This window comes from Candidatus Nanohalovita haloferacivicina (assembly GCF_029232205.1).
Taxonomy (GTDB): Archaea; Nanohalarchaeota; Nanosalinia; order Nanosalinales; family Nanosalinaceae; genus Nanohalovita; species Nanohalovita haloferacivicina.
Map to the genome: position 1 here is coordinate 978,975 of NZ_CP107255.1, position 19,807 is coordinate 998,781.

Annotated in this window: 32 protein-coding genes and 1 tRNA gene; 1 reads left to right on the plus strand and 32 read right to left on the minus strand. The window is 45.4% G+C overall.

Annotated features, from left to right (window positions below):
* Positions 1 to 56: 56 nt before the first annotated feature.
* The 32 genes from secY to HBNXNv_RS05740 form a co-directional block, all read right to left on the minus strand.
* Positions 57 to 1,451 carry a preprotein translocase subunit SecY gene (secY, locus tag HBNXNv_RS05585; protein WP_347720691.1) on the minus strand — a complete coding sequence of 465 codons (1,395 nt, stop codon included), beginning with the start codon at positions 1,449 to 1,451 and terminating at the stop codon, positions 57 to 59.
* Positions 1,452 to 1,455: 4 nt separating this feature from the next.
* Positions 1,456 to 1,881: an uL15m family ribosomal protein gene (locus HBNXNv_RS05590; protein ID WP_347720692.1), complete on the minus strand. Its 426-nt coding sequence runs from the start codon at positions 1,879 to 1,881 to the stop codon at positions 1,456 to 1,458.
* A 37-nt stretch (positions 1,882 to 1,918) separates the two neighbouring features.
* Entirely contained in the window at positions 1,919 to 2,266 is a 348-nt protein-coding gene (locus HBNXNv_RS05595; protein WP_347720693.1) for an uL30 family ribosomal protein, read from the minus strand.
* Entirely contained in the window at positions 2,263 to 2,934 is a 672-nt protein-coding gene (gene rpsE, locus HBNXNv_RS05600; protein ID WP_347720694.1) for a 30S ribosomal protein S5, read from the minus strand. The genes HBNXNv_RS05595 and rpsE overlap by 4 nt, the downstream gene beginning before the upstream one ends.
* Positions 2,934 to 3,443 (minus strand): 50S ribosomal protein L18, encoded by a 510-nt coding sequence (locus tag HBNXNv_RS05605; RefSeq protein ID WP_347720695.1) that lies wholly within the window; start codon positions 3,441 to 3,443, stop codon positions 2,934 to 2,936. The genes rpsE and HBNXNv_RS05605 overlap by 1 nt, the downstream gene beginning before the upstream one ends.
* Positions 3,444 to 3,450: 7 nt before the next feature.
* Positions 3,451 to 3,891 (minus strand): 50S ribosomal protein L19e, encoded by a 441-nt coding sequence (locus HBNXNv_RS05610; RefSeq protein ID WP_347720696.1) that lies wholly within the window; start codon positions 3,889 to 3,891, stop codon positions 3,451 to 3,453.
* Positions 3,892 to 4,227, minus strand: a complete 336-nt coding sequence (locus HBNXNv_RS05615; protein ID WP_347720697.1) for a 50S ribosomal protein L32e — start codon at positions 4,225 to 4,227, stop codon at positions 3,892 to 3,894.
* Complete coding sequence (gene rpl6p / locus HBNXNv_RS05620; protein ID WP_347720698.1) at positions 4,220 to 4,753, minus strand: 50S ribosomal protein L6; 534 nt, start codon at positions 4,751 to 4,753, stop codon at positions 4,220 to 4,222. The genes HBNXNv_RS05615 and rpl6p overlap by 8 nt, the downstream gene beginning before the upstream one ends.
* Before the next feature lie 12 nt (positions 4,754 to 4,765).
* Positions 4,766 to 5,155 (minus strand): 30S ribosomal protein S8, encoded by a 390-nt coding sequence (locus HBNXNv_RS05625; protein ID WP_347720699.1) that lies wholly within the window; start codon positions 5,153 to 5,155, stop codon positions 4,766 to 4,768.
* Positions 5,156 to 5,167: 12 nt separating this feature from the next.
* Positions 5,168 to 5,392, minus strand: a complete 225-nt coding sequence (locus HBNXNv_RS05630; RefSeq protein WP_347720700.1) for a 30S ribosomal protein S14 — start codon at positions 5,390 to 5,392, stop codon at positions 5,168 to 5,170.
* Positions 5,393 to 5,902 carry a 50S ribosomal protein L5 gene (locus HBNXNv_RS05635; RefSeq protein WP_347720701.1) on the minus strand — a complete coding sequence of 170 codons (510 nt, stop codon included), beginning with the start codon at positions 5,900 to 5,902 and terminating at the stop codon, positions 5,393 to 5,395.
* Positions 5,902 to 6,558: a hypothetical protein gene (locus HBNXNv_RS05640; protein WP_347720702.1), complete on the minus strand. Its 657-nt coding sequence runs from the start codon at positions 6,556 to 6,558 to the stop codon at positions 5,902 to 5,904. Before HBNXNv_RS05640 ends, HBNXNv_RS05635 begins: the two co-directional genes overlap by 1 nt.
* Entirely contained in the window at positions 6,558 to 7,229 is a 672-nt protein-coding gene (rplX, locus tag HBNXNv_RS05645) for a 50S ribosomal protein L24 (RefSeq protein WP_347720703.1), read from the minus strand. The genes HBNXNv_RS05640 and rplX overlap by 1 nt, the downstream gene beginning before the upstream one ends.
* 4 nt (positions 7,230 to 7,233) lie before the next feature.
* The gene (locus HBNXNv_RS05650; protein ID WP_347720704.1) at positions 7,234 to 7,632 is read right to left on the minus strand and encodes an uL14 family ribosomal protein; all 399 of its coding nucleotides are present in this window, start codon (positions 7,630 to 7,632) and stop codon (positions 7,234 to 7,236) included.
* 4 nt (positions 7,633 to 7,636) lie between these two features.
* Entirely contained in the window at positions 7,637 to 7,924 is a 288-nt protein-coding gene (gene rpsQ / locus HBNXNv_RS05655; protein ID WP_347720705.1) for a 30S ribosomal protein S17, read from the minus strand.
* A 277-nt stretch (positions 7,925 to 8,201) separates the two neighbouring features.
* Positions 8,202 to 8,474 carry a ribonuclease P protein component 1 gene (locus HBNXNv_RS05660; protein WP_347720706.1) on the minus strand — a complete coding sequence of 91 codons (273 nt, stop codon included), beginning with the start codon at positions 8,472 to 8,474 and terminating at the stop codon, positions 8,202 to 8,204.
* A 13-nt stretch (positions 8,475 to 8,487) separates the two neighbouring features.
* Entirely contained in the window at positions 8,488 to 9,540 is a 1,053-nt protein-coding gene (locus HBNXNv_RS05665) for a S66 family peptidase (RefSeq protein ID WP_347720707.1), read from the minus strand.
* 59 nt (positions 9,541 to 9,599) lie between these two features.
* Positions 9,600 to 9,908, minus strand: a complete 309-nt coding sequence (gene yciH / locus HBNXNv_RS05670) for a translation initiation factor (RefSeq protein ID WP_347720708.1) — start codon at positions 9,906 to 9,908, stop codon at positions 9,600 to 9,602.
* Between the two features lie 7 nt (positions 9,909 to 9,915).
* A complete protein-coding gene (gene rpmC, locus HBNXNv_RS05675; RefSeq protein WP_347720709.1) occupies positions 9,916 to 10,113 on the minus strand; it encodes a 50S ribosomal protein L29 in 198 nt (65 codons plus the stop codon).
* A gap of 29 nt (positions 10,114 to 10,142) precedes the next feature.
* Positions 10,143 to 11,219: a 30S ribosomal protein S3 gene (locus HBNXNv_RS05680; protein WP_347720710.1), complete on the minus strand. Its 1,077-nt coding sequence runs from the start codon at positions 11,217 to 11,219 to the stop codon at positions 10,143 to 10,145.
* 55 nt (positions 11,220 to 11,274) lie between these two features.
* Positions 11,275 to 11,685: a 50S ribosomal protein L22 gene (rplV, locus tag HBNXNv_RS05685; RefSeq protein ID WP_347720711.1), complete on the minus strand. Its 411-nt coding sequence runs from the start codon at positions 11,683 to 11,685 to the stop codon at positions 11,275 to 11,277.
* A 9-nt stretch (positions 11,686 to 11,694) separates the two neighbouring features.
* Complete coding sequence (locus tag HBNXNv_RS05690; RefSeq protein WP_347720712.1) at positions 11,695 to 12,078, minus strand: 30S ribosomal protein S19; 384 nt, start codon at positions 12,076 to 12,078, stop codon at positions 11,695 to 11,697.
* A gap of 11 nt (positions 12,079 to 12,089) precedes the next feature.
* Positions 12,090 to 12,791 carry a 50S ribosomal protein L2 gene (locus tag HBNXNv_RS05695; RefSeq protein WP_347720713.1) on the minus strand — a complete coding sequence of 234 codons (702 nt, stop codon included), beginning with the start codon at positions 12,789 to 12,791 and terminating at the stop codon, positions 12,090 to 12,092.
* Between the two features lies 1 nt (position 12,792).
* The gene (locus HBNXNv_RS05700) at positions 12,793 to 13,062 is read right to left on the minus strand and encodes a 50S ribosomal protein L23 (RefSeq protein WP_347720714.1); all 270 of its coding nucleotides are present in this window, start codon (positions 13,060 to 13,062) and stop codon (positions 12,793 to 12,795) included.
* Between the two features lie 15 nt (positions 13,063 to 13,077).
* On the minus strand, positions 13,078 to 13,836 hold the full coding sequence (gene rplD, locus HBNXNv_RS05705) for a 50S ribosomal protein L4 (protein WP_347720715.1): 759 nt from the start codon (positions 13,834 to 13,836) through the stop codon (positions 13,078 to 13,080).
* Positions 13,837 to 13,849: 13 nt separating this feature from the next.
* A complete protein-coding gene (locus tag HBNXNv_RS05710; RefSeq protein ID WP_347720716.1) occupies positions 13,850 to 14,821 on the minus strand; it encodes a 50S ribosomal protein L3 in 972 nt (323 codons plus the stop codon).
* 201 nt (positions 14,822 to 15,022) lie between these two features.
* The gene (locus HBNXNv_RS05715; protein ID WP_347720717.1) at positions 15,023 to 15,376 is read right to left on the minus strand and encodes a hypothetical protein; all 354 of its coding nucleotides are present in this window, start codon (positions 15,374 to 15,376) and stop codon (positions 15,023 to 15,025) included.
* 25 nt (positions 15,377 to 15,401) lie between these two features.
* Positions 15,402 to 16,820, minus strand: a complete 1,419-nt coding sequence (locus HBNXNv_RS05720) for an RtcB family protein (RefSeq protein WP_347720718.1) — start codon at positions 16,818 to 16,820, stop codon at positions 15,402 to 15,404.
* 32 nt (positions 16,821 to 16,852) lie between these two features.
* Entirely contained in the window at positions 16,853 to 17,263 is a 411-nt protein-coding gene (locus HBNXNv_RS05725; protein WP_347720719.1) for an archease, read from the minus strand.
* A gap of 39 nt (positions 17,264 to 17,302) precedes the next feature.
* On the minus strand, positions 17,303 to 17,872 hold the full coding sequence (gene cmk / locus HBNXNv_RS05730; RefSeq protein ID WP_347720720.1) for a (d)CMP kinase: 570 nt from the start codon (positions 17,870 to 17,872) through the stop codon (positions 17,303 to 17,305).
* 66 nt (positions 17,873 to 17,938) lie between these two features.
* Positions 17,939 to 18,013: transfer RNA gene (locus HBNXNv_RS05735), tRNA-Asp, on the minus strand.
* A gap of 35 nt (positions 18,014 to 18,048) precedes the next feature.
* Complete coding sequence (locus HBNXNv_RS05740) at positions 18,049 to 18,525, minus strand: hypothetical protein (protein ID WP_347720721.1); 477 nt, start codon at positions 18,523 to 18,525, stop codon at positions 18,049 to 18,051.
* A gap of 90 nt (positions 18,526 to 18,615) precedes the next feature.
* On the opposite strand from HBNXNv_RS05740, the gene HBNXNv_RS05745 reads away from it, so the two are divergent.
* On the plus strand, positions 18,616 to 19,806 hold the full coding sequence (locus tag HBNXNv_RS05745; RefSeq protein WP_347720722.1) for an NAD(P)/FAD-dependent oxidoreductase: 1,191 nt from the start codon (positions 18,616 to 18,618) through the stop codon (positions 19,804 to 19,806).
* Position 19,807: the final 1 nt, after the last annotated feature.

The following is a 19,807-nucleotide window of genomic DNA, read 5'->3' on the forward strand; positions in this document are numbered from 1 at the left end:
TGCTCACTTCTGTTTTTGTTTTGTGGAAATTAAAGAGGAATGGAAAGGAAGATTTTTTATGATAGGAAGTCCTTCATTGCTGGGTGAAGTTCTTCCATGTGTTTCTGTGCCAGTTGTTCGTATAGCTGGTACAGGATCATGACTGTGAGCAGGATTCCTGTTCCTCCTCCTGCGGCCTGTGTCATGTTTGCGAGTGCTGCTAGTAGGCCTACTGAGAATCCTGATAGGACTGTTAGGCCTGGGATGTACCGGTTGAGTACTTTTTTGATTACTCTCTTGTCTTTTCTGAATCCTGGTACTTTCATTCCTGTGTTCTGGATCTGTGATGCGACGCTGTCTGCGTCTTGGCCTGATGTTTTCATCCAGAAGATGCTGAATAGGATTGATCCGAATGCGTAGACTCCTATGTAGAAGAATATGTGGAATACATCTCCCAGTGTTACTCCTTGTAGTCCTGATGTGATCAGGCTTTGGAAGATTTGTACTGGTGCTTGTAGCATGTTGACTAGGCCTGATTGTGCTTGTCCTTGTGCGTTGAAGCATCCTAGTGGGCTGCAGCCGTCTGGACCTGCGAGTGTTGTTCCTACGATTTGTACGTTGGATATTAGTGCTGCTATGAGGATTACTGGCATGTTTGATGTGTATAGGAATTTAAGCGGCCATTTTTGTCCGAATCCTCTTACGTTTCCGAATGTCAGCGGTATTTCTACTCGCATGCTTTGTAGGTATACTACTGCTGAGAATACTGCTATTGTGGAGAGTATTGGGATTAGTGATGTGATTTGCTGTGTTTGTGCGAATACGAACAGGTTACCTACCGGGTTTCCTCCTGTTGTCCAGAATAGTGTGTTTTCTGGTGTTACGAGTGGTGAGAGGATTGAGATGTAGACTTGTTTGGATACTCCTGCTGCGATGAATAGGCCTGTTCCTGATCCGAATCCCCATTTTTGGACTAGGTCGTCCATCATGATGATTAGCCATCCTCCTAGGCTGATCTGGCCTGCTAGGAGTAGGATTAGGAATGGGTCTCCTGCTACGTTTCCGAAGGTTCCTGATAGTACGTATCCGAATGCTTGTACGATTGTTAGGCCGTATGCTAGTAGTTTTTGTGCGGCCTGGAATTTTTGTTGTCCTTCCTGGTTGTTTGTGTTCCATGGGAGGAGTTCGGATCCTACCATCATCTGTAGTATGATTGATGCTGTTACGATCGGTCCAATTCCTAGCGTAATTATGGATCCGATCTGTGCTCCTAGAATTGTCTGGTATGTGGCAAGTGTCTGTAGTGCTTGTTGTACTGATGCTGCGTTGGCTCCGTATAGGTTGATGGAGCCGAGAATGAAGTATAGGACGAGGACTATGCCCGTCCAGGTCAGCATCTGCTTTAGTGATTGTTCTTTTTCTGGTTCTTTTACACTCGGCAGATAGCTTGCGGCCTGGACGATCCAAGACATTTTCTTATTCCTCTACGGCTTCCTGTCCTGCTTCTTCGATCTTTCTTTTTGCGGAGTCGGAGAATTCTTCTGCGTGGACTTCGATGTCTTTGAAGAGTTTTCCTCCTCCTAGGACTTTGTCGTATCCTGCTTCGTCGGCGTGGAAGATGTATCCATCGTCTGTTTCTTCTGCTACTCCTGCTTCGACGAATTCCTCGATTCTTTGATCGATGTCTTTGAGGTTGATTCCGTTCTGTTCTCTGGAGTCGTGTGGAGTGAATCCTTCTTCTCCTAGCTGGTGGACTCCGTCTTTGGTCATTTTTTCGTGCTTTGCTTTCTTTCCGATTCCTGCTTGTCCTCTTCCTCCGCGGCTGCCTGCTCCTCTGTTTTTCTTGGAGCTTCCGTAGCCGTTGCTGCCGGACTTTTTCTTCTTGGATCTTCTCTTTGTCATTTGTTTAGTTCACCTGGAAAATTTTGAGAAAGGGTTTTTACACCATTTTCTCGATTAGGTTATCTAGGTTTTCTCTTTTGCCTAGGCTTCCGCCTTGGTTTACATTTTTCTTTGTATCCTTATAACCTCTGCTTGGTGGCGATAGGTTGATGACGTCGCCTGATTCGATTTCTGATCCTTTTCTTTCTTCAAGCAGTTCTAGTGTTTCTTCGGATACTTCGCCGTATGTGATGTAGTCTTTGGCTTTGTTGAACATTCCTTTGATTGATTCTGTGTCTTCATAGACTACACACTGGTTTCTTCTGTGAAGGTTGACGTTTTGCAGTGTTGCGCTTACTTTGTCGCTTGCGTCTACGTCTCCTCTTATTCTGATTGCTGCGATCACTGTTCTTCACCGTTGTGCTGGTATTCTGAGAGTTTTTCCAGTGCATTGAAAGTTGCTCTGATCAGGTTCTCTCTTGTTCTTGTGCTTCCTCTGGAGCTTACCCAGACGTTTTCGATTCCTGCTAGTTCCATTACTTTCTTGACATCGTCTGATGCGACGAGGCCTGTTCCTCTTGGTGCAGGTTTGAGTTCTACTGTTACTGAACCTGATTTTCCTTCTACTTTGAATGGGATGGAGGCCTTGTGGTCTCCTTTGTCTTCCCATGAGCCGTTTCCTCTTGGTACTTTGATGAGGTTGAGTTTTGCGTTTCTGTTTGCGTCGTCGATTGCGGCTCTGGTGTCTTCTGCTTCTCCCATTCCGAGGCCGATTACTCCGTTTCTGTTTCCTAGTACTGTCATTGCGTTGCTGGAGTATCTTGCTCCGGATTTGTGCATTCTTGCTGTTCTTTTGGAGACTGTTCTTCTTTTTCCGCCTCCTTTTCCTGGTGTTCCTCCGATTAGCATTACTTCTTCGTTGAGGTCGGTTAGCTGGTCGACGATTTCTGGCTCCATGATCGGTCTTTCGTGGCCCAGGGCCTGTTCAATTGTTGTGATCTGGCCGTTTGCCACTGCTCTACCGAGCTTTGTCTTTGGAGTCCAGATTTCTTCTTCCATTTCTTGTTCTGCCATTAGTAGTCACCTTCGATGTTTTCTTTGACTTCTTCAAAGTTTTCTGTGATGTTTGAGTCTTCTTTCATTTCCTCGATGTGTTCTCCTCTGATTCTTCCTTCTTCTGGGAAAACTTTCTCTCCTGCAGGTACTTCGAGGCCTGCGTCTCTCATTCCTTTGACTGCTGCGAAGATCCGGCCGCCTGTTTTCTGTTCTCTGAGGCCTATGTCGAGGATTGCTTCTTCTGAGTCGGCTTTTTTGGCTGCCAGGTATCCTGTTAGGTATGCTGCTGGCAGGTTGCCTGTGTTGTGTTCCCAGCCGTACTCTTTGAGTTCCTTGCTTAGTGTCTGTGCTTCGTTTTCGTCTCCGTCCTTGTTGTAGTGTGCAAGGTGTGCTCGTGTGTGCTGGTTGCTGGTTCTTACTACTGCTCTTGGTTTTCCTGATTTAACCAGCTTCAGTCGCTGTTCGTAATCTGTTTTCTGTTCTCTTCTTCTTCTGAATGGTACTTTGTAGTTTGATGTCTCTGCCATATGTTTATCACTCCATTTTGTTTTCTACGTAGTTTTTGAGGTGTTTTGTGTCTCTGAAGAATCCTCCCTTTGCTCTGTCGTACAGGTTACGGTATTGTTCCTGTGTAATTTCTTCTTCGTCTCTCATTTCTTTGAGCTCGGATCGGATTGCTCTGATGTTTTCCATCCATTTGTCTTTGGATGATTTACGGGCTGTTTTCTTTCCTTGTCTTCGGCCCTGACCTTTTCTTCGGCCTTTTTGTTTCTGTTTCTTTTTCTTTCGTGCTCGGCCTTTGCTTGTTCCTTTGACGTCTTTCTTCTGGATTGTTCCTCCTTCGATCAGGTTTCTGATGTCGTTTCTTGTGATTGCTTCGTCTACTTTTTCCTGGTTGTCAGGGTCGATCCATACTCTGTCTTTTCCGACGTCCATGATGTCTGCGGCCATTCTTCTCTGGTTCTTTAGGTCCATTTACTGGTCACCTCTGTTCAGTACTTTGATTTCGAGGTCGTCTGCTTTTTCGAGTATCTGTTCTCTTTTTCGGCCTCCTACTGTGGAGCCGATTCTTGCAGCTTCTGTTTCAGGATCTACTTCTTCTAGGTCATCTGTGTTGTGTACCATTACTTCTTCGTATCCTGATGGGTGTTTTCCGCGGTCTTCTTTAGGTGTTCTGTATCCTACCTTTGGAAGTTTCTGTGCGCTTTTTTTCTGTAGTCTTGCGTTGGAGTGGCCTCCGATAGGCTTTCTCCATGAGCTCTTTACTCTCTTTCTTTTGTGTGTTTCCTGTCTTTTGAAGTCTTTACTCACTGCGGGTCACCTCTGTGATGTAGATTCCATCCTGGAATGTTCTTGGATCGCGGTTTCCTTTACGGGATAGTTGTTCGATCCGTGCTGCTGTCTGGCTTACTTTGTCTTTGTTCGGGCCTTTTACTGTTACTTCGTCTCCGTCTACCTGGACGTCTACGCCTTCCATGATTTCTGCTCTTCTTGGGAATCTTTCTCCCATGAAGTTTTCGACTACTACTTCGTCGCCTTCTTTCTTGATTGTCATTGGGAAGTGTGCGTATACTCCTTTTAGTTTGTAGACGTGTGCGTTTTCTAGGCCTTCTGCCATGTTTTGTAGGTGTGATCTGTAGGTTTTTGCTACTGAGATAATGTTTTTCTTGTCTCTCAGTGCTGTGAATGTTACTGTTTCTCCGTCGATGTCTACTTCTACTAGGGAGTGCTGGATTTGTTTCTCTGTTTCTTCTCCGTTTCCTTCTACCTTTAGGACTCCGTCGCTGTATTCTGCGTTGAATCCTTCTGGTAGTTCGTATGTTAGTTTTTCTGTCATTTTTCACTCACCTTAGTAGACGTATCCTAGTAGTTTTCCGCCGATTCCTTCTTCGCGGGCCTCGTAGTGTGTCATGAGGCCGTGGCTTGTTGTTACCAGTAGTTCTCCGAATCCTTGGGCTGGTAGGTATCTTTTTGCCCATTTGCTGTATTCTTCGTTTTGGACTGAGAACCGTGGTTTTACGGATTGGCATTCGTTGATGTGGTTTTTGACTTCGACTCGGAATTTGCCTCCTTGTCCGTCTTCTACGTATTCGAATACTCCTATGTATTCTAGTTCTTGTAGTTTGAGCAGTAGGTTTTTGACCAGGTTGCTGGTTGGGCTGATTGTTGCGTATTTGTTGCCCGCGTCTACTGCGTTGTTGATGGAGGACATTGCGTCGCTGAATGTATCTTGCTGCATTTTCTTTGTCACCTAGTTGAGTTGTTTGAATCCGAGTTCTTCTGCGATTTCACGGAAGCATTGTCTGCAGTAGTTGAGTTCGTACTTGCTGATTACTCCTCTTCCTGTTCTTCCGCATCTTCTGCATTCTTTCTTGGATTTTCCGTAGTCTCTGTGTTTTGGAGCGTTGTGTTTTTCGAATTTCTGTCTTTTTCCTTTCTTGTGTTTGATTTGTTCGAGTACTGCTTCGTAGCTCATTTATTGGGTCACCTCGGCTCCAAGTTCTTCTTCGACGAATTCTTGGGCGTCTTCGTCATCGACTTTGTGGTCTTTTCCTATTTCTCTTGGTTTGTGGTCTCTTCTTTTGGTTCGGTATCCTGGTCTTTCCAGGTTGACTACTACTTCAAATCCTTTCATGCCGATATCGGCGTCGTAGTCCATTCCGGGTACGTCGATGTATTCTCCGATTCCGAATGCGAAGTTTCCGTTTCCGTCGAATGCTTCTGCAGAGATCTGGTTGTCTGCTGCAGGTAGTACTTTTTCTAGGAATTCTCTTGCTTCTTCTCCTCTTAGTGTTACTTTTGCTCCAATGTTGAGGCCTTCTCTTAGGCCGAATGTTTTGGATGCGTCTTTTGAGGAGGTTCTGACTGGCTGTTTTCCTGTTAGTTTTTCGAGTAGGGTGAATCCTTTTTCTACTTGGTCTCCTACTTCGCCAGCAGATGTGTTTACTGTTACTTTTGCGATTTCTATCTGCTTCATTTCGTTCATTATTCTGTCACCTTGACGTCTTCGATTGCTACAACGTTTTCAAGCCGTGTCTGGAATTCACGGTCATCTTCTTTGACTGTAGCTGTTGAGGTTTTGAGGCCGCTTCTGTTGATTTCTGTTAGTTCTGCAGTTTCTCCTGCATGTTGGCCTCCTGTGATCAGTACTTCTGCTCCTTCTTCTAGAGGTACTTCTTTGACTCCTCCGTTGAAGATTAGAGAGCTTTGAACGCTGAATTCGTCCTTGGTCCTGTAGTTTTCTCCGTTGTGGAGGTTGTAGACGTATTCGTCGCCCTGTGCTTCTTTTCCTGTTACTTTGGCTAGGACTTTGTCATCCTGTACAGGGATGAATTTGAGGCCTTTTGTGTCTTTGACGATTCTGTATGTTTCTTCTAGGCCTTCTACTTTGACTACGTCTAGTACTCCTAGTCCTTCTTTGACGTCTCTTACTGTGTTGTCGTTTCTCTGGACTTTTCCGTCGTTGACTATTTTTTTGGCTTCGCTGACTGAGTCTGCGTAGCCTAGTACGTCTCTAAGGAATAGTGCTGTTGGAATTGCTTGGTCTTTGCTTCTTGATCCTTTGAGTTCTACTACGTATGAGTTGTTTTTCCTGTTGATTGGGTAGTGTTTTGGTGCTGATAGTCGTTTTTGGAATCCCATTATTGGTCACCTTTCTCTTCCGATTCTTCATCGGTTTCTTCTGTTTCTGAGTTTTCTTCTTCCTCATCTGATTCTTCTTCAGATTCAGTGTCTTCTTCGGCCTCTTCATCTTCAGTTTCTTCGTCTTCTGCTTCCTCTATTTCTTCTTCGATTTCTTCGAGGTCTTCTTCGCTGATGTCTGCTGCCTGGCCTCCGCCCTGCATTTGCTGCATCATTGCGTTTTCTTCTTCCTGTTCTTCCTCAAGTTCTTCAAGTGTTTCTTCGTCGACTTCAATTGCTTCTGTGTCTTCGACGTCGTATGCTTCGATTCTTGAGATGTCTTCGAGGTTGAGTGCCTGGATCTGGAGGTTTGATGGCTGTAGTGTTTTTTCTCTTGAGGTTCCGTCTGTACGGTTGTTTTCTACTCCTCTGACTGTTACTGTTGTGTTGTCTCTGTCAATTCCGCTGATAACTCCTGATTTTCCTTTGTCGTCTCCTCTCATTACTTCTACTCTGTCTCCAACCTTGAGGTTGAGATTTCTGGTATCCAGTTCGTCTCTTAGTGCTGGTGCCAGATTAGCGGAAACTAGTTTGTCTTTTACGTGCTGTGGTGCGTTTCTTCTGTATTTTCTCTGTTTTGAAGGTTGCTTGCTTGAGTTCCAGCTTCTGCTCCAGTTCTTGTTATCTGTCATTGTTTTACACCACCTTTGATGCGATCTTCCCGATAGGGGAGTATCGCTGTACTACTTCTTTTGCGATTGGGCCTCTGGTTACTGATCCTTTCGGTAGGCCGTTTTCTTCTACTAGTACTGCTGCGTTGTCTTCGAATTTTACTCGTGTTCCTTCCGGTCTTTCGAATTCCTGTCTTTGTCTGACAACTACTGCTTCGAATATTTCGTGTTTTGTTTCCTCGTCTCCTTTGAGGACTCTTACGATTACTTTATCTGCGATTCCTGCGGAGTTTCTTCTGCTTCTTCGGCCTTTCTGGCTTTTAACACCGATAATCTTCAGTTTTTTGGCTCCGGAGTTGTCTGCGCATGTTAGTTCTGCGCCCTGGTCAAGGCCTCTTGTAATACTTGCTCCTAGTGGCTTCATTGGTTTATTCCTCTTGTTTGTCGGTTATTTTTTCCATTATTACATGGCTCTTGGTTTTACTGATTGGCTTGGTCTCTCCGACCTTTACTGTGTCGCCTTCTTCTATTTCCATGTCTTCTGGGACGTGGACAGTTATCTTTGTGTTTCTTCTTTCTTTTCTTTCGTATTTCGGAATTTCCTGTGTGTGTTCCCATCTTACAGTTGCGGATTTCTGCATTTTTGTGGATTCTACTGTTCCTGTAAATACTCCGCCTCTGATTGGGTATTCGCTGGATTCATTTGTTTCAGTCAAGCCTTGTTCACCTTTGGTTGTTTGTCTTAGTTTGTTTCGTTCTGATTGAAGTTCTATAACCGCTAGAAATTATTGGACTCGGAGAGTCTGCAGCAAAAACGCTCACTACAAGTGGGTTTTTAGGGCAGACCACCGAAAGTATCGAATCAATCAAGATTCGACTTCCAGCGGTTGATCAGAACCTCAATCAAGTTTTGAGGTTCGTAAGAACACATTCAAAGACAAACTTTAAAAGGGTGTTTTGATTAGGTAGGCACAGTTTGGTGGAAGGCCTTTACTACCATTTTTCGGGCAGTTTCATGCCTGTTCTTTCCTCAGGCCTTTTGTTGATTAGCTGGCCTTTTACCGATACTTTTTCTCCCGCGGGTATTTGGAAGAGGAATGTGCAGTTCTTTTTCTCCACCCACTTATCATTGATTCTGAGCATGGACTTGGTTTCGTCCATTACCTCTCCTTTGAGGCCTTCTAGTGATTCATCTGTAGATTCTGTTACCTCTACTTGTAGGCCTATGAGTTCATGTTTTGGGAGGTTTTCTGGTGTGATTGGCATAGTGGTTTCAGTGTTAGAGACTTTCTATTTCCTGATTTTCGGGGTTAATTCTGAGTTTTCCTCCGATGGGTAGAGGGATTTTCGGATGTGTATGGCCAAAGTCGATATCGAATACTGCTGGTGTTTCTGGACAGTAGTTTTTGATTTCTTGTTTTATGGCCTCTTTCTGCTTTTTATGGTATTCTCTCTTATCTTCGACTGTTTTCTCTTCACTCATTAGTTGTGCTCTCATAGGTCTTCCTACAAGTATAGCTGAGAACTTCTGTAGGATACCTCGCTCTCCCATAACCATTAATCGTCTTTTTACATCTACGATGGCTGGGTGTTCTTCTGATGTTTCTAGAACAAGCACGTTACCTTCCAACCTGTCTTGGTCCGGCATATATCTGTCTGCTGCCATGAATTCTGGTATTACGCCGAGACATCCGCCCCATATTCTTCCCTCTACCGTTTCTCCATTGAAATTCCAGTATTCCCATTCAGGAGCATTGTATCTTTCTCTTCCATCTTCAAGCTCTTCCTTGAATAAATCAAAATAGTCATCAGTAAACATTTTCGAGGATTCTAGATCTCCTAACTGTTCCTGGAAAAAGGCTTTTTCTAGGTAGCTGTACGTATATTCTCCTATTTCTCCCTCTGCAAGCAAGTCATCCAAGATCTGGCCTCCATAGAAACTCTGTATTCCGAGATTTGATAGATATAGGTGAAGATTAGTGTTGTCGCTTATGCCATAGAATCTTGTCGGATTTTCTTTCAATCTCTCCGGTTCCAAGTACTTGAGCATTCTCAGTTGTTCTGTGCCTCCTGTAAGAGCGATCACTCCTCTTATTTGAGGGTCTTCGAAGGCCTGCATGAACTCTTCTGCTTTCTGTCTCGGATTATCGTTAAGGTAGTCTGTCGACTTTTCCGCAGTGGGATATACCTCTGACTTGAGGCCAAATCTTTGTTCAAGCCTGTCAACACCTTTTCTTAAGACTTCAGGAAACTCCTGTACGCCGTTAGAGGTTGCGATTATAGCTACTTTATCTCCTTTTTCTAGAGACTGAGGAAGGTTATACTCCGGCATAGAGAAGAGTTTATGGAGAAAGTAAAAAAGAATATGTGAGAGAATGTCCAGAGAAAATGTTATCTCTGGATTTCGATGTTTTCTCGGTCGAACCCTTGGTCAGCTAGGACGTCTTCGATTCGACGTGTGTGGTCTCCCTGGAGTTCGATGTGGCCGTCTTTGACTGTTCCTCCGCATGCAAGTTTGGACTTGAGTTTGGAGGATAGGTCGTCGAGGTTGATGTCTTCTCCAAGGCCTTCGACTACTGTTACTTCTTTGCCGAAGCTTCTTGTGTCGATCTTTACTGTGATTTTTTGCTCTGATCGAGCTAGTTGGTCGGTTACGTCGAGTTCGTCTGGTAGTCCGCTGTTGGGATTGAGATCTGACATTATTATCTTATTGGCGTTCGTTGAGAACTGTTTTGATACGTGCGATGGTTTTCTTCATTTCTCCGAGTCGGCCTGGGTTGTCTGCGAATCCTCCGACTTCGATTTGACCTCTTTCCTGTACTAGTTCTTTTTGCAGGTCTGTGAGGTCTTGTTTGAGTTCGTCTGCGTCTTTTTCTCGGAGTTCAGAGATTGAAAGTTCTGACACGGTTAATCACTTCTTTTTTCTCCTTTTATTTATTGCTGGCCTTCAAGCCAGTCAATAAATGTTGTTCGGTTTTTGTTTGCTTGTTCTGCCTGTAGGATTGCTCCGTAGTCAGGATCTTCCATTTCAGAGATTGCGTCTTTTGCGTCGCTGATTGTGCCTGAGACTATTTCTTCTACATCTGTCTCTGTTTCCTGTGTTTCTTCCTGTTCCTCTGCTTCTTCTTGATCTGATTCCTGTTCGGATTCAGTGTCAGATTCTTCAGGTTCTTCTTCAGTTGTTTCTTCGTCTTCTTCTGTTTCTGGTTCTGTTACTTCTTCTGGTTCTTCGTCTCTGGCTTCGAATGCGTCTCTGACTTCTTGTTTGGAGATGTCGCTTGTTTCGAATTCTTCTCCTTTCTCTTCGATTGCTCTTTCTAGTTCTGAGGAGGTCATGCTTTCTGCTTCGATAAGGACTTTTTCGATTCTGTCAGCTTTGTTTTCTGCTTCTTCTGTTACTTCTGATTCATGTAGAATCTTTTCGCTGACGTCTACGTCTCTGTGCATGAAGTCTGGCATTTCCTTCATCATGCGGACTTTGACTCCGATTGCTCCTGGCTTTGTTCGGGCCAGTGAGTATCCTTTGTCGACGTTTTCTTTGGATGTGTTTCCGCATCTCTTTACGTATCCGAATGAGAATTTCTCGGTTCTTCCACGGTTTCCGGAGAGCTTTCCTGTGATTTCTACTTCTGCTCCGATGACTCCTGCTTCTTTCATGCGTCTGATGTAGGTGTATCCTACACGTTTGGCGTGGCCGCCTTTTTCAAGCCAGTTTGCGATGCTCTTTGCTACTACTTCTGCATCTGCATCAGCGTTCTCGATTTCGTTGACTTCGATCTGTGGATTGTCGAAGTCGAATTCTTCTTCGAGATCTGCTGTGAGTTCCTTGATTCTGGATCCTCCTCGTCCGATTACGAGGCCTGGTCTCTGTGCGTAGATTACGATTTTTGCTGATGTCGGTGTTCTGACTAGGTCGGCGTGGCTGTATCCTGCGCCTTCTAGTTCTTCTTCTAGGAACTCGTGTAGTCTTACTTTACGGGCTCCTTTCTGAATGAATTTTTTCTCTTGCATTCAAAGACCACCTCGGTCTTTTGCATGCTCAGAAAATCTTTGATTTTCGCTCATATTATCGCTCTCCTACGATTATTTTTACGTGTGCGGCTTTTGTTTCTCCAGGATGTCTTCCTGGTGTTCTCATTTCGCGGCCTTTGTTTGTGATGATGTTCTGGACTTCTAGTGCTCCTGGGTTGAGGCCTTCGTGTTCTGCGTTTGATGCTGCAGATCTGAGGACTTCCAGGATTTCTTTTGAGGCTTTTTCCGGGTATCTTCCGGAGTCGCCGTGTCCGCTTCTGTGGCCGACGTCTGAGTTGAATTTTGTGTATGGGACTGCTAGGTCTTTCTCGATTACTTTTTCGAGTTTTCTTTCTGCTTTTTCTACGGAGTCGCCTTTGATGAAGCGTCCGATTTCTGTGCAGTCTTTCCATGATACGGGCATGTTTCGGCCCTGTGCCATTGCTTGGTGTGCGTCGAGTTCCATGCTAGATCACTACTTGAGTGGGATGTGTTTGGACGAACGTGTTGCACCAAGTCCTGGTGCGCTGTGTTCGACTTCTTTTCGGGTTCTTGCGAATTCTCCGAGGTAGTGGCCGAGCATTTCTGGCGCGATTTCTACTTCGATGAATCTTTGTCCGTTGTAGACTTCGATGGTTTTTCCGACCATCTGTGGTACTACGATCATTCCTCTTCTGTGGGTTTTGGCTCTGTCTTTTTCCTCGAGTGTTTCGAGGATTTTTTCTTCCTCTTCTCTTAGGCCTCTTTGAATCTTTCTGCGGCCTCTTGAGTTGAGGAGGTCGGCGAACTCTTCTAGTTCCATGTCTTTGAGTTCGTCGAGTGTTTTTCCTCTGAATGTGAATTCGTCTTGTTCTGCCATGTTTGGTCACCTTACTGCTTCTTCTTTCCGCTGCGGCTTGCAGCGATGTTTCCAACTTTACGCCCTGGTGATGCGTGTCTGGAAACTGTCTTTGCCTTTCCTGGTTTTGCTGATCCACCGAATGGGTGGTCTACTGCGTTCATTGCTACGCCGGATACCTTTGGATATGCTTTGCCTCTGGCTTTCATTGCCTTGGACTTGTTTCCGGCCTTTACGAATGGTTTCTCCTTTCTTCCGCCGCCTGCTACTTTTCCTACTGTTGCACGGCATTGTGTATTCAGTTTCTTGAATTCTCCACTTGGAAGTTTTACTCTTACTCCGTCTTTTTCGTGTGTTACTACGAATGCGTATGTTCCTGAACTTCTGGCGATGTGGCCGCCGTCGTTTGGCTGTAGTTCTAGGTTGTGGATTGGTACTCCTTCTGGGAGTTCTCCTAGTGGTAGTGTGTTTCCTGGTTTTACTTCTGCGGATACTCCTAGTTCTATTTCGTCTCCTACTGCCAGGCCTTCTGGTGCTAGAATGTTTCTTTGTTCTCCGTCTTCGTATTCTACTACTGCGACTGGAGATGTTCTGCCTGGGTCGTGGATTAGGTCTACTACTGTTCCTTTTGTTTCTGCTCTTTTGGTTTCTACGTCTCCTTTGCTTTTGTGTGAGTTGGATTGGTAGTTTGGAGATCCTTTTCCTCTTCTTTGTTGTCTTAGTGGGCTTCCCATCTTACATCATACCTAGTTCGGTTGCGACGTCCATTGCGGAGTCGGTTTCTGAGAGTTTTACGTAGGCCTTTTTCTCGGCGTTTGGCGTGATGTTTGTGTTTACGTTTGTGACTGTAACATCGAACAGTGTTTCTACTGCGTCTTCTACCTGGTTCTTGTTTGCATCGAGGTTGACCATTAGGACTAGTTTGTTTTCTTCGTCGATCATGTCCATTGCTTGTTCGGTCATGTGTGGGTTCTCGATGATTTTCCAGGCTTTGTCGTCTTCCATTTTGTGATTCACCTTTTATTGGAAAAGTTCCTCTTCTTCAAGTTTTTCCAGTGCTTTTTCGCTCCATACTGTTAGCCGTCCTGGCTCTGCTCCTGGAGCTAGTTTTTCTGCGTTGAGCTGGTCTACTAGTGATACTTCTACGCCTGCTAGGTTGCTTCCTGCGTTTTTGATTCCTTCGTCTTCGGCGACTACTACTAGTGGACCTGATTTTCTGACGTATTTTCGGCCTCTGTTCTTTCCTTTTCCTGCTCTTACTTTCTTCTGTTTGACTCTTTCTAGTTCTTCTTCTAGGCCTAGGTCTTCGAGTTTTTCTTTGAGGTCCTGTGTCTTTTCGATTTCTTCAAGACCGTCTTCTACTAGAGGGACTTCTCCGTCGTATGCGTGTTTCTCTGTGACAAGGCTTTGGTCTGCTGTTGCTGCGATTGCACTCCTGATTGCTTTTCTTCTTTCCTTGTCGTTGATTTCTTCTTCGAAGTCTTTCTCTGCTTTTGGAGGGTGAGCTCTGCGTCCGCCTCTTGTGTTCGGTGCTTCTGCTCCTTCTCCGTAGATCTGCATTCCTCTGCGGACTGTGATCTTACGTGGTACTCGGGACATTCCCTTTCCTTTCTGGCCTCTGTAAGCGTTCTGGCGTTTCTTCCAGTAGGTAACGTGCTTGTTACCTGCTTCTGGGTCTGCGCCGTAGGCCTGTCTTTTCTTGGATTTGATTGAGAGAGTTGCTCTCTTGACGAGGTCGTCTCTCACTCTTTCCGTAAACTGAATTGGTAGATCTGTCATTGTTTTTCACCCTCTATTGGTCGATGTAAGTTATTTCTGGTGTTCCTGGTTTTCCGTCTTCTCTCATTGCTGTTCGCAGCCTGATCAGTCTTTCTGATGGGCCTGGTACTGAGCCTTTGATTATGATGTAGTTGGACTGGACTTCTCCGTATCCGTTGAAGCCTCCGTCTCTCTGTACGTCTTCCGGGTCTTCTCCGTGTGCGAGGATTCTCTTGTTTACTTCTGTTCTGTTGTTGAATCCTTGCTGGCCTGGCAGTGGTACTTTCCATGAAAGTGTGTCAGGGTGCCATGGGCCTACGTTTCCGGCTTTTCTTCGTTTCTTCTGTGTTTTGTGGCCGAGTTTCTTGATTCCGTATCTTTGTACTGGGCCTTCCATTCCTTTTCCTTTGGTTACTGCTACTACGTCTGAGTATTCTCCTTCTTCGAATACCTGGTCGAATTCGATCTGTTTTCCGATCATTTCTTCTGCGTATTCAAGCTGATCTTCTACGTCGCCTCCGATTCCTACTTCGAAGTTCTCTGCTGTCTTCTTGCTGAGTCCGGCCTGTCCTGGCTGTGTGTGGACTAGCAGTCTGACGTCGGTTATTTTGTCGGAGTTTTCTTTTGCTTTCTCCAGGTTTTCCATGTTTCCTTCTTTTGGTACGTCTACTGCTCTCTGCAGTTCTGGTGCTGGAGATTCTGTCCAGGCCTCTGTAAATACGTTTTTGCCTGTGTTGACATCTTGTGTGTAGAAGCGGGCTCCATATACTCTGAGCGGTGGTGCTTCTAGTATTGTTACTGCTTCTGCTACTTCCTGTCCCTGTGTTGCTCCTTCTGTGTCGTCGATCATCATGACTCTGGACATTCCTACTTTGTAGCCTGCGAAGCCTAGTGGTTTTAGTTCGTCTGTTTCTTCCCAGTTGTCTATGTCTGGGTATATTCTTTCTGCTCGGACCTTTGGCTTGAATCCCAGGGATCCGCTTCTTGATCTATTTTTCTTTGGCATTGTTTGGTTTCAACTCCAATAGGCCTCTCATGTTACTAGAGGCATTGGTTAAACTGTACCTAGCTATGGCTAGGTGGTAAATTATTTGTCACCAGAGGCCTCCCCTACAAGTGAAGGCTTGTCCTCTCAAAGAAAATCTCCGAGAGGTATAACTGAAAACAGAAGACAAATTTTATAAATGGGTTGACTTGTCGAGGCCTTTTATTCGAAGTAGTTGCGTACTTTTTCCCGGAATTCATCGCTCATGTCGTCGATTTGAAGGAGTATTTCGTTTCTGCCGTATTTTTCTTTGAGTTCTTCCAGTGCCTCCTCGAGTTCTGCGTTTAGTTCTTCGCCCTCTCTTAGAAGGTCGGAGTAGTATCTGAGAATGTACATGTCGAGCACTGTTTTGACATGCTCCTGGAATTCGTCGTCGAGGTGGTCGGCCATTTCAAGGATTTCTCCCCTGGAATAGTCCTCGAAGAGATCATCTATTTCATCCTCTATCTCTTCCTCTATCTCTGATACGTCTTTGTCCGTTTCCTCAAACTGTCTTTCTAGATCTTCAAAGGCCATACTAGGTGATTGTTCTGTGATTTATTTATCCTTTGATGTTGACTACAGGCCTCATTTTGGCTACCTTGTTGCCGATTCCGAGGGCGTCGCTGACCTTGATTACTTCGTCGATGTCCTTGTAGACTCCTGGGGCCTCCTCTGCGATTGTTGAACCCGAGGCTGCTTTGACAAATATCTGGTCTCTTTTGAGTTCTTTCTGTACGTCTTCTCCCCAGTAATCCTGCTTGGCCTGTGTTCGTGACATCAGCCTTCCTGCTCCGTGTGCTGTTGAGCCAAAGCTTATTTCCAGTGATTCCTGTCCTCCGGAAAGAATGTAGCTTGCTGTTCCCATGCTCCCCGGGATTAGTACGGGTTGGCCTACGTCTCTGTAAACTTCTGGGACTTCAGGCCTTCCTGCTGGCATTGCTCTTGTTGCTCCTTTTCTGTGGACGAGTAGTTCTTTGTCCTCGCCGTCTACGTTGTGTGTTTCTTCTTTGGCGATGTTGTGGCATACGTCATAGAGAAGTTCTGTCTCCACTTCTTCGTAGATGGTACTGAGGCATTCTCTGACTCCCTGTGTGATGGCCTGACGGTTGGCCCATGCGTAGTTTGCTGCTGCGTACATGGCCTCTTTGTAGTCCTGTGCGAGTTCGTCCTGCATCGGCGCGTAGATCAGTTCCTTGTCCGGTATTTCTTCCACGATTTCAGGATAGTTTTTCTCGAACTTTCTAAGATAATTAGTACAGGTCTGGTGGCCGAGGCCTCTGCTTCCGGAGTGGATCATGACTACCACCTGGTCTTCTTCCAGTCCATATGCCTCTGCCTTCTGGTCGTTGTAGATTTCTCCTACTCTCTGGATTTCGAGAAAATGGTTTCCTGACCCCAGGGAGCCTACCTGGTTGAGGCCTCTTTTTTTGGCGTCTTCAGGTATTTTTTCGGGGTTGCCTGGTAGTCGGCCTTCTTCTTCGCATCTTTTGATGTCGCTTTCCTTGGCGTGGCCGTTTTCCAGCATCCATTCCGCTCCTTTTTCAAGTATTTCTTCCAGATCTTCTTCATCGGTGTTGATGTATCCTCCTTTTCCAAGGCCGCAAGGTATTTTGTTGTATAGAATGTTTGCAAGCTGCTGCTCTTGCCCTCTAATATCTTCGTACTTAAGATCTGTCTTGAGTACTCTGATGCCGCAGTTGATGTCGTAGCCGATTCCTCCTGGGCTTATTACGCCGTTTTCTTTGTTTACTGCTGCCACGCCTCCGATTGGGAATCCGTATCCCTGGTGGCCGTCTGGCATGACGATTGAGTATTTTTCGAGGCCTGGTAGTGTTGCTACGTTTTTGATCTGTTTGAGTGTGTCGTCCTGTCTGATTTCTTTAAGAAGATCTTCATTGGCGTAGACTCTGGCCGGTTTTTTCATCTGGCCTTCCTGTGGTATTTCGTAGATGTTTTCGGATATTTTGTTGAGTTCCATATGTAGAAAGTTTCTGTAAACTCTTTTTACAGTTATATGTCGAGGACTACCTGAAGTCTCCATTTTCCTTCTTCGAATGTGACTTCCATTTCGCTGTATGTGGGGCCTTTGACGTCCATTACGCTCATTGAGTTTTCTATGTTGTCGGCCCAGATCTTTGCTGTCAGTCTGTATCCGTCTTCAAGATCTTCTATTTCGAGGTCTTCTGCGTATGAGATTACGACGTTGTCGACGTCCTGTAGGAAGATGAGTTTATCCATGAAGTCGAATAGTAGTGCTTCCTGACTTTCAGATTCTACCTCTATACTGTAGTATGTCTGGCCGTTGAAGCCTCCGACTATTTCAGAGAAAGCCTTTACTGCTTCTGAGAATGCTTCTTCCAGCGAGTCTCCTGAGGCCTGGAATTTTTCATCGGCAGTGTGTTCAAGTATTTCGTAGCTCATAACCAGTATTTCCTGTGATATTATAGGTTTCTTTCGGGTTTAAAGTCGCTGTTCGAGGTAGGCCTCAATTACCTTTCTCTGTTCCTCTATTCCGAGTTCTGTGTTGTCGAGTACCAGGTCGTAGATTTCCTTGTCTTCTACGTCTATGTCATAGTATCGGATGTATCTGTCTCTATTGTCGCTATCTCTTTTCTGTATTCTTTCGAGTGCTTCTTCCTGTGAGATTTCTTCTCTTTCTGCAACTCTCGATGCTCTTTCTTCGAGGCCTGCTGTAATGTATATTTTTACGTCTGCGTAGCTGCCCAGCACCCATGAGGATAGTCTTGATTCTACTACGCAGTCTTTCTGTAGGGCTTTGTTGAGTGTTCTGCGGTCTACTTCGAGGTCTGTTTCCTTGTCTGCTTTTTCTGATAGTTCTACTACTGTCATGTCGCGGTCTGCGGCTATGCTTCTGAAGAAGTCTCCTGCGGAGTAGTGTACGATATCCAGTTTTTCTGCTACCTGTGCGGCGAGTGTTCCTTTTCCTGCGCCCGATGGGCCGTTGATGCAGATAATTAGGTCAGAATTTTTGTCGCGGTCACCTTCGAATTCGCGAATGAAGCTCTCCATAATTCAGTATTGAAGGTAGGAATTAAAACTGTGAAGCAAGTTTGAGATGAGAAAGATAAGTGGGGTCGCGGAGCGCGGGATTTGAACCCGCGTCTTCACCGTGACAGGGTGAAATGATGGGCCAGACTACACCAGCTCCGCTTGTGAAAAATGTGTTGGCAGGGAATTTTTTTAAACTAAAAGGTCCTCTGGATTAGGTCGTTGAATGTTGTGAAGTTTCTGTTTAAAGAGTCTTTCTCGAATCCGTAGCAGTATTCCGGTACCTGGTCCATGTCTTCAAGGACTTCAACTGTTTCTCCGGTCACGTCAGCGGTTTTGTCGACGAAATACGTGAAATCTACTGTTTCTTCTGCCTGGGCCGCTACCGAGATATCGGTGTTTGCACAGCAGTTGGAGTACTGGGCGCCTGCTCTGTAGATCTGGTCGAATTCAAGCATTTCTTGGGCCTGTTCTTCTGTTATCAGGCCGTCTCCTCTTATATCGTCTAGTACTCGGTCATAGGCCTGTTCTGCGTACAGTTGTGTTTCGCTGTCGCTTGTTACTGCGTATGTATGGCCTGGAAATTCTGAGATGTCGTCAATTTTTGGTTCCAGAACTCCGGAGTCATATTTTCCGTCTGCTCTGGGATGTGTTACTAGAAGTAGCCGTTCCACACAAAGGTTGTTATGGAGAACATATTTCAGCTTGTAGTTTTATGGCCCTCTTGGAAGCAGGTTTAAAGTTTGGAGCGTGTAAGGTTCTGTATGAAAGAGTCGAAATTTTTGATTATTGGAGATGGTAATGCGGGAGCTACTGCTGCTGAAAATATTCGTAAAGAGGATGAGGAGGCCTCGATTACTGTTTTGACTGATGAGGATGAGGCTCTGTATAACAGGATTATGTTGAAGAATTTCATGAAGGGTACTTTGCCGAAGCAGTATGCTCAGGTGCATGATGAGGGCTGGTACGAGAAACGGGATATTGATCTTCATCTTGAGACCAGAGTCTCCAGTGTTGATACCGATGAGAAGGTTGTTGAGGCCGGCGACGAGGAGTTTTCTTATGAGAAGCTTCTGGTTGCTACCGGCGGTTCTCCGAGAGAGTTTCCTGCTGACGATGATTTCGACAACGTGCATTACATGTGGACGATGCATGATGCTGAGAACATCAAGAATGCGGCTGAGGATTCTGAGGAGGCCGTTGTTATCGGTGGAGGTCTTCTAGGGATCGATCTTGCTATTGCTTTTGCGGAGAACGGTGCCGATACACACTATATTATTAGAGAGGATAACTGGTGGCATCGAGGCCTTGATCCGGAGGGTGCTGAGATCATTCACAGCCGGCTTGAGGATCTTGGTGTAAATATTGTAACTAATACAGAGATAGTTGATTTTGAGAGCGAGAATAGCGAAGTTGTTGCTGCAGAGGCCTCTGATGGAGAGGTTTTCGAATGTGATAACGTGGCTGTTGCGATCGGTCAGACTCCGAACTCTGAGTTTATCGATGTTGAGAAGACCGATGGAGGCCTTATCAAGACTGATGAGTATTTGAGGACTTCTGAGGACGATGTTTTCGCGGCTGGTAACATGGTTGAGTATTATTCGCCTATTTTTGAGAAGAGGACTGTGAAAGGTTCCTGGGATCACTCCGAGGCCATGGGGGAATCAGCTGCGGAAAATATGATGAGTTCAGAAGAAGTATTTGACTATGTGAATACGTATGGCGTAGGCCACTTTGATGTTCAGTTCCTTGCTATCGGCGACTGGGGTGGAGAAGGTGTTTCCCGCAGGTACTCCGATGATGAGTATCGTCGACTGATTTTTGATGGTAATCAGCTTGTTGGAGCAGTTATGATTGGTTATACTAAGGGCCAGGAGAAGTTGAAGGACTTGATCTACGATCAGGAAGAGTTTGAGGATAAGGAGAAGTTGCTGGATAAGGATTTCTGGGAGTAAG